Here is a 15183-nt window from a genome sequence, read left to right as displayed (position 1 = left end):
AGAGCGAACAACAGTGAGTTTGAAGATCGTCATCCGCCCCACCGCGGCCGCCGCGCCGTTCGAGCAACTGCGCGCCCAGATCGCCGACCAGGCCCGTTCCGGTGCCCTCCCGGTCGGCTACCGGCTGCCGACGGTGCGCGGACTCGCCGACGAACTCGGCCTGGCCGCCAACACCGTGGCCAAGGCGTACCGCGCCCTGGAGTCGGACGGCGTGATCGAGACCCGCGGCCGCAACGGCACGTTCGTGGCGGCCGCGGGCGACGCCGCCGACCGCGAGGCGGCCACCGCGGCGACGGCCTACGCCGAGCGCGCCCACCGCCTCGGCCTGGACCGCGCCGCCGCCGAGGCCGCCGTGCGGGACGCGCTGCGCGCCGCGTACGACGGTTAGCGGGTCGTCCCGATCACAGCAGTCCGGCCAGTTTGTACAGCGCCAGCGAGCCCGCGACCGCGACGTTGAGGCTGGCGCCGGTCCCCACCATCGGGATCTCGACGGCGAGGTCGAGCAGGTCGAGCGCCTCCGGCGGGATGCCGTGCTGCTCGTGGCCGAGGACGGCGACCGTGGTCCGCCGTGCGGCCGGCAGGTCCGCCAGCCGCACGGCCTCGTCGGCGAGTTCGACGCCCACGATGTGCGCCCCGCGGTCGCGCTGCCGCTGGAGCCAGCCCAGCGGGTCGCCGGTCCAGTGCACACAAGCGGGGCGCCGCAGCGTGTTGCCGCGGGCCAGCGCCTCCGGTACCCAGGGGAAGCGCGGGACGACCAGGCACGCCCCCACCGCGTCGCAGGTGCGCAGCAGTGTGCCCAGGTTGGCGCCGTGCAGCGGCCACAGGGGCGCCGCGTACAGGTGGTCCCAGCAGCCGTGCGCCCGGGGGCGGCGGCCGCGCCGCAGTTCGGCACCGGTGCGGGTGCGGATGTTCCGCTTCGTCCCGTCCGGGCGACCCGCGGGCATCAGAGGTAGAGGCCCCCCGAGGAGGAGGCCGGGGTCTGGGCGGGGAGCACGGGGCCGCCGGCGGAGGACGCCCCGCGGCGCAGCGCGTACAGCTCGGCCAGCGTGGCGCCGTCGCGGCCCACGCCCTCGGACGTGCCGAGCCAGCTGGTGGCCTCGGCGCGGGTCAGCGGGCCGACCTCGATCCGGGCCAGGCAGCGCCCGGGGCGGACCACCGCCGGGTGCAGCCGTTCCAGGTCCTCGTTGGTGGTGATGCCGACCAGGACGTTGCGGCCCTGCCCGAGCAGCCCGTCGGTGAGGTTGAGCAGCCGGGACAGCGCCTGGCCCGTCTGGTGCTTGGCCTGGCCGCGGATGAGCTCGTCGCAGTCCTCCAGGAGCAGCAGCCGCCAGCGGCCGGGCCCCTCGGCGTCGTCCTCGCCGATGGCGATCTCCATCAGGTAGCCGACGTCGTTGAAGAGCACCTCGGGGTCGAGCACGCAGTCCACCTGGCACCAGTCCCGCCACGCGCGGGCCAGGGTGCGCAGCGCGGAGGTCTTGCCGGTGCCCGGCGGCCCGTGCAGGAGCAGCAGACGGCCGCTGATGTCGTCCGCGGTGAGCTTCATCAGCCCGTCCACGGCCTCGGCCACCGGCGCGGTGTAGTTGCCCCGGACGTCGTCCCAGGGCGCGGCGCTGATCTGCCGGGTGATGCGGTGCGGCCCGCGGCGCGGGGCCACGTACCAGAAGCCCATGGTGACGTCGTCGGGCTGCGGTTCCGGCTGGTCCTCGGCGTCCTCGACGGCCTCGGCCAGCACGCGCTGCGCGAGCTCCTCGCTCACGGCGGTCACCGTCACGTCCGCGCGGTGGTGCCAGCGGGAGACCAGGATCGTCCAGCCGTCGCCCTCGGCGAGGGTGGCGCCGCGGTCCTTGTCGCGTGCCGCGCGCAGCACTTCGGCCCCGGCCGGCAGCAGGGTCAGTCCCGACTTCACGCGCTCCACGGATGAGCCGCGCGAGTACGGCTGCTCGCCGGTGACGAAGCGGCTGAGGAACAGGGCGTCGATGGCGTCGGACGGCGAGTCGTCGTCGTTCATGCCGAGACGGATGGACAGGGCGCGATGCGGGGGCGTTGCGTCGGGCATGACGCTCATGATCCGGCACGGGCTCCGCACGCGCACAGGGTTTTCGCGGAGCGGCGCAATCCCGTCGAACCCCCGGTGAAACCCGCCCGATCCGGGCAACGCGGCGGTTACCCTGGCTGGTGATGGGACGCCATGGGGACGTGCGTGCGAAAGTACCGGGGGCGGGGCGGCGAGGCATCACCGCGCTTCTGGGGATCGGTGTGGTCGCGCTGGCGCTGCTGCTGACGACGTGCGACCTGCGGGGCGGTACGGGCGACGGCGGGCGCGGCAGTGCCGGGCCGGGCGCCGGGGTGCACAGCCCGTCCAGCACACCCACCGGAAAGCCCTCCACCGAGCTGGGTTTCGGGCTGACCCACACCGAGTACAGCGCCGACCACGGCGAGGCCCCGGCCAAGCGGGCGGTGGCCGGACTGCTCTCGGAGCGGTCGCTGCCCCAGGACCAGGCGATCATGGGCTGGGGCGCCGACAACCCCGAACCGGCGCCGGGGAAGTACGACTTCGGCGAGCTCGACGACCGCATCGACCTCATCCGGGCCAGCGGCGGCACCCCCGTGATCACGCTGTGCTGTGCCCCGGACTGGATGAAGGGCGGCGCGCCGGGCGCGCGTACGGACTGGTCCCGGCTGGAAGTCGCCCCCGACCCAAGCCACTTCGACGACTTCGCGGCCCTCGCCGCCACCGTCGCCCGCCGCTATCCGGACGTGCGGCACTTCATCGTCTGGAACGAGTTCAAGGGCTTCTGGAACGACGGCGAGCAGCGCTGGGACTACGAGGGCTACACCGATCTGTACAACCGCGTGTACCAGGCCGTGAAGAAGGTGAATCCGGACAATCTCGTCGGCGGCCCCTACCTCGTCATGGACAGCTTCGCCCCCGGCGACGACGGCAACGGCGACGCCTCCGGCACCCTCAAGGGCCCCTGGGGCGCGGCCGACCGGCGCGTCCTGGACGCCGTGGACTACTGGCTGCGCCACAAGGCCGGCGCGGACTTCCTGGTCGCCGACGGCTCCAGCACCAACCGCGACGACTCCCTGGTGCCCGACGAGTTCGCCGCCACCGAGAAGTTCGCCGCCGTCGGCCGCTGGCTCAAGCAGCGCAGCGGCGGGCTGCCGCTGTGGTGGGCCGAGTGGTACGTCGAACCGGACGGGAAACCGACCGGCTGGGACGAACGGCACCGCACCGCCGTCCAGGCGGCCGCCATGATGGAGCTCGCCCGCGGCGGCGCCGACGCGGCGTTCTACTGGAACCCGCAGGAGCGCGGCAAGGCGTGCCCCGGCTGCCTGTGGACCAGCACCGAACTGTCCTCCGGCGGCGGCCGGCAACTGCCCATGATGGACCTGCTCCGGCGCTTCGGCGCCGCCTTCCCGCCGGGCACACGCTTCCGTACGGTGTCCGTCGCCGAGGACGACCGGCCGAATGTGCGCGTGCTCGCCGACGACAAGGCGGTGCTCGTCGTCAACACGCTCGACCGCCCGATCCGGGCGGCGGTGGACGGCCGCTCCTTCGACCTGCCCGCCTACGGCATCCACTGGCTGCGGCGCGGCAGGTAGCGGCCGCGGCCGGCGTCAGACGACGTTGCGGACCAGCCACTCGTCCGGGTTGTAGGCGTCGCGGTCCGGGTCGTGGACCGTGGCCCGCACCGCGGGGACCGCGTCCTGCGGTCGGACGCGCTCCGGCAGCCGGCCGAAGCGGGCGCGCCGGGCCTGCGCCGCCGTGTCCGCCCCTTCTGCCGGGGCCTCCGGTGCCGTGACCTGTGCCCGCGGGGTCGTGCCGTTCTCCTTGTGCGCCATCGCTCGCACCTCCTTGGCCCCGGGAACGCCGCGTGGCGGCGCGGTGTTCCCGGGGCTGCTCCGGGGAGGCCGGGCGGCCGGTCAGCTCAGGGTGAGGAAACGGACCGCCGTCGCCGCAAGGAACACCAGCAGCAGCGGCGCGGCCGCCACCAGCGACCAGCGCATACCGCGCCGCCGCCTGGCCTCCGGCAGGGTGACCCGCGCCAGTTCGCGCGCGCCGAGCAGCACCAGCAGCGAGACGCCGGCGAGCACGCCCGCCGCCGTCCATGTGTTCCATGTCACCACCGGGAAGACCCGGCCGGGCCGGGGCTCGGGCGCCTCCCAGCCGGCGGGCTGCTCGCTCAGCTCGTAGACCGTCGCGTCCTCGTTGCGCACCACCGGCCGCAGCTCGGTGCGCGCGTCGAGGGAGCGCAGCAGTTTGTCGGGCCAGGTCCGGGAGAACCCGGCGTCGAGCTGGAGATAGGCGTTCTGGCCGCGCGAGACCATCAGGTACGCGTTCGGTCCCGCGTCCTGGAGCGCCTCGACCAGCGGATCGACCAGCACCGGGTCGCGCGGCGCGAGGACCGGCACGTAACTCACCCGCTCCATGTCCCGGGCGTTCCACGGCAGGCTCGGCGTCACGTCGTTCACCGGGTCGGTGCTCAGCCACACCAGGTGCGCGGTCGGCTTGTCGTGCGCGTACACGTACTCCATGGCCGCGACCTCGCCGGTGCGGACCCGCTCGAACGGCTCGTTGCCCCAGCGGGCCACCAGGAAGCCCGCGATGAGCACCCAGCCGGCCAGCAGCGCCGCGGCCGGCCCGCGCCACCCGCGGTCCGAGGAGGACCGCGGGAAGAACGCGAGCGCGCCCAGCACGGCGGCCCCCGGCAGGGCGAACAGGAACACCCGCAGGGCCATCTCGCCGCCGTAGGACTGCATGCCGAAGCCGAGGAACGGCACGACCAGCAGCACCAGCAGCGCCAGGTCGCTGAAGCCGGCCCAGCGGCGGCGCAGCCACCCGGCCGCCGCGAGCATCATGACGCCGCCGGCCAGGGCGACCCGCACGTACAGCACCAGCTTGTGCACCGTGCTGCCGCCCTCGATGCGCCCGGAGACGCTGGAGGAGACATTGCCGCCGAGCGAGCCCATGCCGCCGAAGAGTTCGTCGAAGTGGCCCGACCAGTACGGCTCCGCCAGGTAGCAGATCCACCCGATCAGCAGCACCCCGCACAGCAGCGGCAGCCCGAGCGGTGTCGACCGCCGGACGAGCACGAGCACGGTCAGCACCCCCAGCATCACGAAGGGCGTGAGCTGGTGGCTCACCACCGACGCCGCGAACAGCGCGACCAGCAGGGCCAGCAGCACCGCGCGGTCGGTCCGGCCCGTCGGGGGCACCTCGGCCTCACCGGGCAGCAGCTTGCCGCGCGGCGCCCCGGTGGACCGGAACCAGACCAGGAGCACGGCCGCGAAGAGCAGGTAGAGCAGGTAGTTGAGCGACTGGGGGGAGAAGTAGTCCTGCCCCACCCAGCCGCACAGCGCGAACATCCACACCGCGCACCACTTCGCCCGCCATCCGGCGCGCACCGCGCGCAGCAGCAGCATCAGCGGTGCCAGGTACAGCAGTTCCACGGCCAGCGGCCACCAGCGCAGCACCTCGGTGAGGTCGGTGAGCCCGATGGCGCGGGTGACGAAGGTGACCGCGGCGAAGAAGCCGGGCCAGGAGAAGCGGGCGTCCATGTCGGGCGCGGCGTCCCCGGTACGGCCGATGTAGTCGATGAAGCCCGCGTGCTGCCACGCGGTGGCGAACCGCGGCTGCTCCTCCAGGACCGCGGGCACGGCGTGCAGGGACACCACCGTCGCCAGCAGGACCGCCAGGAGCAGCCACCGGCGCGGCGCGCGCAGCCACAGGCCGGCCGCGAAGGCCGCGACCAGCAGCGCCGCTCCGGCCAGGGTCGCCGGCGGGAGGACGGAGATCAGGCCCAGGCCGTTCATCGCGTCGAGCGAGGCGTCGTCCATGCCGGTCAGCGGCAGCCAGTACAGGGCCAGCGCGCCCAGCAGCAGTCCCCAGACGCCGAGTTCGAGCAGCCGGGCCCGGCGGCCGGTGGGCGCGTCGGGCGTCGCCGGTGCCTCCGGCGGTGTCTGCGCGGGTGGTCCGGCCGCGGGGGGCGGGGACGCGGGCGCCGCGGCGGCCAGGGACTTCTCCGCGCGCGGCGCGGGCAGCTCCGGGACCGCGGTGCCCTTCGGCGGCGTCACCCAGGGACGCCGCTCGGGGTGGTCGAAGTCGAGGTGGACGCCCAGTTGGAGGGTGTCGCTGTCCAGCGCGGCGGCACGGGCCCAGCGCGTGCCGTAGACGATCTCCAGGTCCTCGCCCGCCGCGGCCGTCTGCTCGGGCGCCGGTCCGGAGGCGGCCGCCGCCTCGTGCACAGCGTTCGCCCCGCTCGCCTCGCCGGCATCCCCCTCGGTCGGGGCCGCCGCGGGGGCGGCGATCAGCCGCCGCAGCCCGAAGACGGAGACCACCGCGATCACCACGAGGCTGCCCAGCTCGGCCCACCCGGCCCCGGTGATGCCCAGCGGCCCCAGCAGCGCGAGGGTGGATCCCAGCACCAGCAGGCACAGCAGCCCCTGGAGGAAGGCCAGCAGCCCGGTGCGGCTCTGCGCCCGCAGGACGCCGAAGTAGACCTCGATCAGCACCCGGGTCAGCGAGCACAGCGCCAGCAGCCGCAGCAGCGGCGCGCCCTCCTGCGCGTAGCCGTCGCCGAAGACTCCGAGGATCTGCGGTGCGAAGACGCCCATGAAGAGCGTGATCGGCACCATGATCCTGGCCATCCGGCGCAGCGCCGCCCGGCAGTTCTCGGCGATCCGGCCCGGGTCGTGGGCGCCCTCCACGGTCAGCGAGGACCCCATGTTGATCGCCAGCAGGTCGATCGTGCCGCCGATCGTCATCGTGATGTAGAAGTACGCGTTGTCCGTGGCGGAGATCTGCGAGGCGACGATGACCGGGACGAGGTACACCACGGCGAGCGCGAAGAACGAGCCGGTGGCGTCACCGGCGACGAAGCGGCCCATCTGACGGCCCGTCGGCGGATCGACGGTCCCCGCCGTGGCCTTGACGTGCCGGGGCACCAGGCGGCGGAAGACCAGCCAGCCCAGCGGCACCACCGACAGGCCGATGGCGGCGACCCAGGACACGAACACGCCGGCCGTCGGCACGGCGGCGGCCAGGCCCACGAGCAGGGCCAGTTTCGCGGCGGAGAAGACGGTGTTGCCGACGGGCACCCACACCGCCTTCCGCAGCCCGGTCAGCACCCCGTCCTGGAGGGTCAGCAGCGACCAGCCGATCACCGCCGCGATGAAACCGAGGCCGTTGACCGTGCCGTGCAGAAAACGGTACGAGGGGCCCCAGAGGCCCAGGGTGAAGAGGAAGACCGCCGCCGCGAAGGCCACGATCGCCGAACTCCCGGCGTACGTGCCGAAGATCAGGCGCCCGGTGCGCCGCCCGGAGACCGGGATGAAGCGTGCCAGGGCCCCGGTGAGGGTCACCGCGGTCAGGCCGGCGAGGAACTTCATGGCGGCGATGGCCGCCGAGCCCTGGCCGACCGCGTCCTCGCTGTAGTAGCGGGCCGCGACCAGCCAGTAGCCCAGGCCCAGGACCGCGGAGACACCGGTGTTCAGCATCAGTGCGTAGGCGTTGCGGAACAGCTGGTTCCCGCCGCGCTTGGCGGCGGCGGACGCGGTTCCGGGATCGCCGGCGGCCGCGCCGGCGGACTCCTGCCCGGGCGCCGGTTCGTCCCCGGGCGCTGTGGGCGTGGCCGGCGTGGTGGTCGTCTCAGACACCGCTCTCGCGCACCTTCCGCACACCCCTGCGGGCTCTGCGCACCAGGGAGTACCCCTGGGTCAGGACCCGGTCCACCGCGAAGTTGCGGGCGACGGCGCGCCCTTCGACCAGCCGCTCGAACTCCTCGGTCCCCGTGCTGCGGCGGACCGTCACCCGGGCCAGCGCGTAGGGGCTCTGGCGCCGCGGGTCGGCGAGGGCGTTGCCCACGGCGAGCGCCGCGCCGAAACCGGCGGTGCGCACGGCCTGCCGCACCCGGCGGGTGGAGTAGCCGTACGGGTAGGCGAAGGAGGACGGGGCCGCGCCCAGTTCGTCGTGCAGGATCTCCTTGCAGCGCAGCAGCTCGAACCAGAGCCGCTTGTCGCCGAGTTGGTCCAGCTGCGGATGGCTGTGGCTGTGCCCGCCGATCTCGGTGCCGGCGTCGCGCAGTTCGCGCACCTGGTCCCAGTCGAGCATGGTGTCCAGCGCGGCGCCCGGCAGTTCGTACGCGCCGCGCAGCCAGCCGGTCGAGACGAAGAGCGTCGAGGCGAAGCCGAGGCCCTTGAGCACAGGGAGGGCGTGCCGGTGCACGCCCTCGTAGCCGTCGTCGAAGGTGATCAGCACCGGGCGCCGCGGCAGCGGCCGCCCCTCGCGCCAGGCGGACGCCAGCGCGGATGTGCCGAGCGGGGTGAAGCCGCGGTCCTCCAGCAGTGCCATCTGCTCTGCGAAGGCCGCGGGGGTCACGGACAGCCCCCTGGTCGCCCGGGCGGGCGTGTCGGTGACGGCGTGGTACATCAGGATCGGCACGGGGCCGTCCCGCCGTCCGTCGTACTCGGTCATACGAGGGCACCTCCCGGTGTGCGGTGGACGGACGGCAGGGGGACGGCCGGTCTCACGGCATGGCCTCCCCCCGGGTGCGCAGTCGGGCGACGGCATACCCGGCCGCCGTGGTCGCCACACCGGTCACGATGGCGCCGGCCCGCCCCGCGCCGCCGGGGCGGCCGCGCAAGGCGTCGCGCAGTCCGCGCGCGGCGCCGGCGGGCAGAACGCGGGTGGCGTAACGGCGTTCGGTCTCCAGTCCCGCCTCGGTGCCCACGCTGCGGGTGACCAGCGCCTTGGACAGCCCCTCCGCGTAGCAGCGGGTCCGGAAGTAGGCGAAGCGCTCCCGGGCGGCGGGGACGCGGTGCCAGATCACGGCGCGGTCGTCGATGAGCAGCAGCGCGCCGGGCTTGGCCTGCGCGAGGCGGATGCAGAACTCCGTCTCCTCGCAGCCCAGCGGGCGTTTGTCGCCGTCGCGTCCGATACCGGTCGCGAAGCCGCCCGCGATGTCGAAGGCGGTGCGGCGGAACGCGGCGTTGCCGCCGAGGACGTTGCGGACCGGGGCCCGGCCGGGCGGCTGGCCCCGGTAGGACGCCCCCACCACCCAGTCGAACTCCTCGGGGAACCAGGCCGGCCGGTGCCCGGAGGCCCAGACCGGTCGGGTGCGCCCACCGACGCCCAGGACGAGCGGGTCCTCCAAGGCGTCGGCGAACCAGTGCAGCCAGTCCCGTTCGGCGACCGCGTCGTCGTCGAGGAAGGCGACGGCCTCGCCGGTGGACGCCTCGATCCCGGTGTTGCGACCGGCCGACAGTCCGCGCGGCCCGGTGTTGGCGAGCACCCGCACCGGCGTTCCGGCGTAGTGCTCCACCAGCCGGGCCCGGAGCGCGGGGTTGTGGTCGACGACCAGCAGCACCTCGTGGGCGGGCAGGCTCTGCGCCCGCACCGAGGCCACGGCGGCGAGGATGTCGCCCCAGCGGTCCTCGGTGTAGACGCAGATCACCACGGACACCGGGGTCCGTCCGGTCACCGGACGTCCTGGCGGCGTGCGGCACGGCGCTCGTTCTTCTCCTGCACGATGACCTTCAGCACCCGTAAGCCGTCGCGCACCGCGCGCAGGTTGCTCACGCCGTGGATGCGGACGTACTCGTGGCTGGGGATCTCCTGGACCTTCAGGCCGGCCGTGACGACTCTGATGTTCATCAGGGTCTCGACCTCGAAGCCGGTGCAGTCCAGCGTGATCTTGTCCAGGCAGTGCCGCCAGAACGCGTTGTAGCCGTAGCACAGATCGGTGTAGCGGGCCCCGAACTTGGCGTTGACCACGGCGCACAGGACACGGTTGCCGAGCTTGCGGATGGGGGTCATGTCGTCCGTGCCGCCGCCGTTGGCGAAGCGCGAGCCCTTGGCGAAGTCGGCGCCCCCGACCAGGGCGGAGACATAGGAGACGATCTCCGACCCGTCCGCCGAGCCGTCGGCGTCCACCATCACGATGATCTCGCCGGTGCAGGCGGCGAAACCGCTGATCAGGGCGTCGCCCTTGCCCTTGCCGGTCTGTGTCACGATGCGGACGTCCGGCCGCAGTTCACGGGCGACCTCGATGGTGCCGTCGGTGGAGTTCCCGTCGACGAGGACCACTTCGTGGATCCACGACGGCAGGGTCGCGAAGACGTGCGGCAGGTTCTCCGCCTCGTTCATCGCCGGGATGACCACGCTGACGAGCGGAGCGATCGCCAAGTGCGTGGAGACCGGCGTGAAATGGTCCGGCGCGAGGACCGCGGTCGGCTGCGCGTGCCCGGTGACTGCCGGGCGCAGAGACGAGCTCATGAGTCTGTTTTCCCTCTCGTCCGGTGGGTCGCCCGCCCCGGGCGCCCTCTGGTGTGCCGGTTCGAAAGGGGGGTTGTCTCACCCCGCCCGGGAATCCGCGCATGCGGGGCATGGCGGTGTCCCCTGTGCTGGCGGGCCGGGTGAGTGGACATGCGTGACTGGCCGCGCGGCTCGCGACTCGGCACACACGTTCCGGTGACCGAGCACGGCACCCCCCTACCGCGCCCCGCGGTCTCCCTGTGGCGACTGTCCGGCCCTCCCCTTGAGCCGCTTTGCAGAACAGGTCGATGCGGGTGGATGTATGACGATATTGACGGTTGGAACTCTATGGCAAGACTCGTGAGAGTGAATACCGTTTCACGGATTTGGCGAATAGTCGTCCTGGTCGGTCCGGGAGGGTCATGGTGAGTCCCGTGGAGCGCTAGTAGATCCTGATCAGTGTGGATCAATACCGATCAACCGTGTTGAACGCTATTGATCATTCCTGTGGCGCAATGTCCGTTATCGTGCACCGGCGCGCAACCGCCCCATACGCTTGAGGAATCGGTCGGCCGGCTCGCGCAGGACGGGGTGCGCCGTGACCGCGTTGCGCAGGGCGCGCACCGGCGCACGCCGGGCGCGGTGGCCCAGCGCCACCGGGTGCGGCCGGGTCACCCAGCCCTCCGAGACGGTCAGGTCGCGGGTCTTCAGGGATTCCTTGTACTCCTTGTGGCCGCGCCCGAGGTCGAGATGGGCCACCCCGTCGGCCGCCGCTCCCTGCGCCATCCGCAGATGCAGCACCAGCCCCGGCGAGTACTTCGAGAACTGCGGGTCGTACGCCGGGAACCAGCAGGCCAGCACCGCCGGCGTGCGCATCCCGAAGTGTGCGGCGATCGGCCGGTCGCCCGCGTACAGCACCGACAGCAGGCCGCTGAAGGACTCCTCGCGCGTGTGGAAGAGATGCTCCACCAGGTCGACGATCCAGGGCCGCGCGAAGCGGTCGCTGCGCCCGGTTCTTCGGTACTGCGCCGACTTCCACCCCATCAGCGTGCGCAGCGCGCCGACGTCGCGCTCGTCGTGCACGTAGCGCACCTCGCCGACGTCCCGGCCGAGCTTGCGCTCCTTGGCGAGCGTCGTGCGCACGAACTTGGGCGAGTGGCTGCGAAGATGGCCGAGATACGCCTCGTAGCCCTGTTCGACGTCCATGACGGGCGAGGCGTACGTGCCGGTCGCGCCCTCCTCGAAGGGCTTCTGGCCCTCCACGAGGTGGTCGAACTCCCAGACGGCCAGCCCGCAGGCGCGCAGCAGCTCCCGGGCGTCCCACTGGAACCCGGGCCGGTGCACGAGCCCCTGGCAGTCCGACAGCCCCAGCCCGATCGCCCGGCCCACGCCGGCCGCCGAGCGCTGGAACGGGAAGAAGGCGACCGGGTCGCCGTCCTCGCGGACCACCGCGACGCGCACGCCCCGGTGGTGGTGGGCCACGGCGAAGGTGAAGCCGGGTGACAGGAAGGGATTGCCGAGCTGCGGGCTGCCCATGGCGACCGCCTGGCTCTGCACGCGGGTCCAGGCCGCCCGGTCGGCGGCGGTGAGCTCGCCGGGGCGGTACACGGTGATGTCCACTTTACGGAGTCCGCCTTCTCTCGGCCCGGCCACGGGAGTGCCGCAGGAGCGGCAGCAGGAACAGCACGGCACTGACCGCCGCCACGGCGGCGACCCCGCCGCGCACCGACCACATGTGCAGCGCGAGCATCCCCTGCGCCACGATCAGGTCGATCACGACGGTGCCGCCCACGGCGACCACCGACCGGCTGAGCGGGTCGAGGCCGCGCAGCCCGGCGGCGAGTGCCGCGGCCGGCGCGGCGAGCAGGAAGAAGAAGGTGAACGGCGCCCGGACGGGCGAGGCGATGTCCGCGAGCGCGAGCACCGCGCCGACCCCGCCGACTCCCACGGCGGCGCCCGCGAGCAGCGGTAGTGATTCCTTGCCGATCGGGTGACCGGACGCGTTGTCTGTGTGCGTTGGTTGCATTGGCGACTTTGCCCCCCAAAACGCCGGATGCAGACGTTCAATGTCGCTCAATTCGGGCGCGGGCGTCAAGGAAGGAGGGAACAGAAGCGGCCGCCCCGACCGGACCGGGTGGCGGGCCGGGCAGAGGTGGACGATTTCCCCCGAACTGCCCGGCGGCGGGCGGCGGTTTGTTCGATACGGCGGGGCGCCCCCCTGGGACGCGCAGGCCCGGGGCGTCCACCGCTTCGGCACCGGCACGTCGCTGGCGGGGTGTCAGGCGGGACGCGCGGCGCGGCGGGGATCCTGCTAAGGGAGATTGCATGAGACTGTCCCGATTCGCGTCAGCCGCGTCCGCGTTCGTCCTCGCCGCCGCACTCGCCCTGACCGGTGCCGGCCCGGCACACGCCGCGGGCCCCGTGTACGTGGCCCTCGGCGACTCCTACGCCTCGGGCGTCGGCGCGGGGAGGTACCAGACCTCCAGCGGCGGCTGCTACCGCAGCAGCAGGGCGTACCCCCGCCTGTGGGCCGACACGCATACTCCGTCCGGGTTCTCTTTCACCGCCTGTTCCGGTGCCACCACCACCGATGTGATCAACCGTCAGCTCGGGCCGCTGAACGCCGCCACGACGCTGGTCAGCGTCACCGTCGGCGGCAACGACGCAGGCTTTGTCGGCGTCATGACCACCTGCCTGCTCAGCGTGTCCAGCGCCTGCCTGGACCGGATCGACCAGGCCCGCGACTACATCGAGAACCGGCTCCCGGCCCGCCTGGACGCGGTCTACGACGCCATCGCCGACCGGGCGCCGGCGGCCCGCGTGGTCGTCGTCGGCTATCCCCACTTCTACCGGCTGGGGACGTCCTGCATCGGCCTCACCCAGGCCAAGCGCAAGGCGATCAACGCCGCCGCCGACCTCCTCGACACCGTCACCGCCAAGCGCGCCGCCGACCACGGCTTCGCCTTCGGCGACGTCCGCGGCACCTTCGGCGGCCACGAACTGTGCGCCGGATCGGCGTGGCTGCACAGCCTGACGATCCCGGTCTACGAGTCGTACCACCCCACCGCCGCCGGCCAGTCCGGCGGCTATCTCCCGGTGTTCACCGCGGCCGCCTGACCCGCGGCGCACCCGTGCCCTACGGGGCCGGCGCCCGGCCCCCGTACGCGGGGTGGTCAGGGAGAGGCGGCCGTGCCCGTGGGGGACGGCGACGACGACGAGGACACCGACGGGGAGGTCGCGCGGCACGTGACGGTGAACGGGACGCGTTCCGACACCAGCGCCACCGGAGCGCCGATCTCCAGCGTCATCGAGTCCTCCCAGGTGGCGTCCGGCAGGTAGGACAGCTCGACGTGCTCGACCGTGCGGCTGCTGTCCCCGCCGGCCGGGAAGTCCAGCGTCCGCCAGACCGGGTCCCCGCCGGTCCCGCTCACCGTCCGCCAGCGGTACGAGACCCTCGCGGGGGTCCGGTCCACCGTCACGACCGCGGAGAAGGCCGGCGCCTCCGCCTCCGGCGGCGGGCAGGTGCCCGTCCAGCTGTCCCGCACCGCGTGGACGGAGACATGGACGTTCACCCGGACCGGCGGGTGCGACGTGCCGGAGGACGTCCCCGAGCCCGCGCCGTGACTGCCGGAGGGCGACGCGGAGCCCGTGCCGCCGGACGGCGAGGAGGCGGCCGGTGAGGAGGCCCCGCCGTCCGTCGTCACCGCGGGGGAGGTCACGACCGCGTCGTTGGTACCGCCCGTCGTGGCCGCCGACCCGGAGCCGGCCGCGCCGCCCCCGTCGTCGTTCAGCAGCGCGTACGCGGCGCCGCCCGCTCCCAGCACCAGGGCGAGCACCCCGGCCACCAGCGCCACGACCGCGCGCCGGGGCCGCCCGGTCGCGCCGGCGGCCGGCGGCCCGTCACCAGGGGGCGCACCGAGGGGCGTCGTGCGCACCGGCGTGCGCTCCCGCTCCCGGTCGCGCAACGGCTGCGGCGCGGTGACGGTCAGGGCGGCCTCGGTCGGCGCGTAGGCCGCGGCGACCGTGCCCGGTCCCGGCGAGCGCCCGGACGCCACGGCGTCCAGCTGCCGCCCCGCCTCCGCGGCGGGCAGCCGGGCCGCCGGGTCCTTCTCCAGCAGCCCCGCGATCAGCGGCCCGAGCGGGCCCGCCCGCCGGGGCGGCGGCAGCGGTTCGTCCACGACCGCGCGCATCGTGCTCAGCGCCGTGTCGCGCCGGAAGGGCGAACCGCCCTCCACCGCGACGTACAGCAGCACGCCCAGCGACCACAGGTCGGACGCCGGGCCGGGGCGGCGCCCCAGCGCGCGCTCCGGCGCCAGGAACTCGGGCGAGCCGACCAGTTCGCCGGTACGGGTGAGCGCCGAGGTGCCCTCGATCATCGCGATGCCGAAGTCGCTGAGCACCACCCGGCCGTCGTTGCCGATCAGCACATTGCCGGGCTTGACGTCCCGGTGCAGCACACCGGCGGCGTGCGCGACCCGCAGCGCGGCCAGCACCTTGGACCCGATGTCCGCCGCCCGGCGCGGCGCCATGGGCCCCTCGGCGTCGAGCACGTCGGCCAGCGTCAGACCGCGGACCAGCTCCATGACGATCCACGGGTTGCCGTCCGCCATCGCCACGTCGTAGACCTTGACCACGTTCGGGTGCTCCACCCGCGCGGCGGCGCGGCCCTCCTGCTCCAGCCTCGCGTAGAGGCGCGCGGTGTCGTGCTCGTCGAACCCCGGCGGCGCCTTGACCTCCTTGATCGCCACCTCGCGGCCCAGCAGCTCGTCACGGGCGAGCCAGACCACGCCCATGCCGCCGCGGCCGAGTTCGCCGATCAACCGGTAGCGCTCCGCCACGACCCGTGTCATCGGCGGTTCCCCCCTTCGTCGCGCCCGCTGCCCAGCATGACCGAACTTCCCACCGGGCGAACCCTTTAGACGGGAACC

The 15183-nt window shown here is 73.6% G+C and carries 13 protein-coding genes; 3 read left to right on the top strand and 10 right to left on the bottom strand.

Annotated features, from left to right (window positions below):
• Positions 1 to 13: 13 nt before the first annotated feature.
• Positions 14 to 388 (top strand): GntR family transcriptional regulator, encoded by a 375-nt coding sequence (locus ACIP9H_RS20425; protein WP_401589322.1) that lies wholly within the window; start codon positions 14 to 16, stop codon positions 386 to 388.
• A 13-nt stretch (positions 389 to 401) separates the two neighbouring features.
• Here ACIP9H_RS20425 and ACIP9H_RS20420 read toward each other — a convergent pair whose 3' ends face one another.
• Entirely contained in the window at positions 402 to 944 is a 543-nt protein-coding gene (locus ACIP9H_RS20420) for a TrmH family RNA methyltransferase (RefSeq protein ID WP_401960026.1), read from the bottom strand.
• Positions 944 to 2056 carry a DUF5925 domain-containing protein gene (locus ACIP9H_RS20415; RefSeq protein WP_401589316.1) on the bottom strand — a complete coding sequence of 371 codons (1113 nt, stop codon included), beginning with the start codon at positions 2054 to 2056 and terminating at the stop codon, positions 944 to 946. The genes ACIP9H_RS20420 and ACIP9H_RS20415 overlap by 1 nt, the downstream gene beginning before the upstream one ends.
• Positions 2057 to 2178: 122 nt before the next feature.
• Between ACIP9H_RS20415 and ACIP9H_RS20410 the strand changes: the two genes are divergently transcribed.
• Positions 2179 to 3606, top strand: coding sequence for a xylan 1,4-beta-xylosidase (locus tag ACIP9H_RS20410; RefSeq protein ID WP_401960023.1), 1428 nt, complete (start codon positions 2179 to 2181; stop codon positions 3604 to 3606).
• A gap of 15 nt (positions 3607 to 3621) precedes the next feature.
• On the opposite strand, the gene ACIP9H_RS20405 is transcribed toward ACIP9H_RS20410, so the two are convergent.
• The 7 genes from ACIP9H_RS20405 to ACIP9H_RS20375 form a co-directional block, all read right to left on the bottom strand.
• Positions 3622 to 3846 carry a hypothetical protein gene (locus ACIP9H_RS20405; RefSeq protein ID WP_401589311.1) on the bottom strand — a complete coding sequence of 75 codons (225 nt, stop codon included), beginning with the start codon at positions 3844 to 3846 and terminating at the stop codon, positions 3622 to 3624.
• Positions 3847 to 3927: 81 nt separating this feature from the next.
• Positions 3928 to 7659: a lipopolysaccharide biosynthesis protein gene (locus ACIP9H_RS20400; protein WP_401960020.1), complete on the bottom strand. Its 3732-nt coding sequence runs from the start codon at positions 7657 to 7659 to the stop codon at positions 3928 to 3930.
• A complete protein-coding gene (locus tag ACIP9H_RS20395; protein ID WP_401589306.1) occupies positions 7652 to 8476 on the bottom strand; it encodes a polysaccharide deacetylase family protein in 825 nt (274 codons plus the stop codon). Before ACIP9H_RS20395 ends, ACIP9H_RS20400 begins: the two co-directional genes overlap by 8 nt.
• 52 nt (positions 8477 to 8528) lie before the next feature.
• Positions 8529 to 9482: a glycosyltransferase family 2 protein gene (locus tag ACIP9H_RS20390; RefSeq protein ID WP_401589304.1), complete on the bottom strand. Its 954-nt coding sequence runs from the start codon at positions 9480 to 9482 to the stop codon at positions 8529 to 8531.
• Positions 9479 to 10276 (bottom strand): glycosyltransferase family 2 protein, encoded by a 798-nt coding sequence (locus tag ACIP9H_RS20385; RefSeq protein ID WP_401589302.1) that lies wholly within the window; start codon positions 10274 to 10276, stop codon positions 9479 to 9481. Before ACIP9H_RS20385 ends, ACIP9H_RS20390 begins: the two co-directional genes overlap by 4 nt.
• A 501-nt stretch (positions 10277 to 10777) precedes the next feature.
• Positions 10778 to 11875, bottom strand: coding sequence for a GNAT family N-acetyltransferase (locus ACIP9H_RS20380; protein ID WP_401589299.1), 1098 nt, complete (start codon positions 11873 to 11875; stop codon positions 10778 to 10780).
• A 1-nt stretch (position 11876) separates the two neighbouring features.
• A complete protein-coding gene (locus ACIP9H_RS20375; protein WP_401960015.1) occupies positions 11877 to 12281 on the bottom strand; it encodes a hypothetical protein in 405 nt (134 codons plus the stop codon).
• A 299-nt stretch (positions 12282 to 12580) separates the two neighbouring features.
• Between ACIP9H_RS20375 and ACIP9H_RS20370 the strand changes: the two genes are divergently transcribed.
• Positions 12581 to 13372 (top strand): SGNH/GDSL hydrolase family protein, encoded by a 792-nt coding sequence (locus ACIP9H_RS20370; RefSeq protein ID WP_401589293.1) that lies wholly within the window; start codon positions 12581 to 12583, stop codon positions 13370 to 13372.
• 56 nt (positions 13373 to 13428) lie between these two features.
• On the opposite strand, the gene ACIP9H_RS20365 is transcribed toward ACIP9H_RS20370, so the two are convergent.
• Positions 13429 to 15105, bottom strand: a complete 1677-nt coding sequence (locus tag ACIP9H_RS20365; RefSeq protein WP_401960011.1) for a serine/threonine-protein kinase — start codon at positions 15103 to 15105, stop codon at positions 13429 to 13431.
• Positions 15106 to 15183: the final 78 nt, after the last annotated feature.

Origin of the sequence: Streptomyces sp. NPDC088732 (genome assembly GCF_044751205.1) — a bacterium.
In the GTDB taxonomy this organism is placed as follows: Bacteria; Actinomycetota; Actinomycetes; order Streptomycetales; family Streptomycetaceae; genus Actinacidiphila.
This window is presented reverse-complemented; position numbering and strand designations above follow the sequence as displayed.

Bases quoted from the DNA above. Each gene is read 5' to 3' on its own strand.
- ACIP9H_RS20420 (WP_401960026.1), bottom strand. From the start codon at position 944: ATGCCCGCGGGTCGCCCGGACGGGACGAAGCGGAACATCCGCACCCGC.
- ACIP9H_RS20405 (WP_401589311.1), bottom strand. From the start codon at position 3,846: ATGGCGCACAAGGAGAACGGCACGACCCCGCGGGCACAGGTCACGGCA.
- ACIP9H_RS20375 (WP_401960015.1), bottom strand. From the start codon at position 12,281: ATGCAACCAACGCACACAGACAACGCGTCCGGTCACCCGATCGGCAAG.
- ACIP9H_RS20365 (WP_401960011.1), bottom strand. From the start codon at position 15,105: ATGACACGGGTCGTGGCGGAGCGCTACCGGTTGATCGGCGAACTCGGC.
- ACIP9H_RS20410 (WP_401960023.1), top strand. From the start codon at position 2,179: ATGGGACGCCATGGGGACGTGCGTGCGAAAGTACCGGGGGCGGGGCGG.
- ACIP9H_RS20370 (WP_401589293.1), top strand. From the start codon at position 12,581: ATGAGACTGTCCCGATTCGCGTCAGCCGCGTCCGCGTTCGTCCTCGCC.
- ACIP9H_RS20415 (WP_401589316.1), bottom strand. From the start codon at position 2,056: ATGCCCGACGCAACGCCCCCGCATCGCGCCCTGTCCATCCGTCTCGGC.
- ACIP9H_RS20395 (WP_401589306.1), bottom strand. From the start codon at position 8,476: ATGACCGAGTACGACGGACGGCGGGACGGCCCCGTGCCGATCCTGATG.
- ACIP9H_RS20385 (WP_401589302.1), bottom strand. From the start codon at position 10,276: ATGAGCTCGTCTCTGCGCCCGGCAGTCACCGGGCACGCGCAGCCGACC.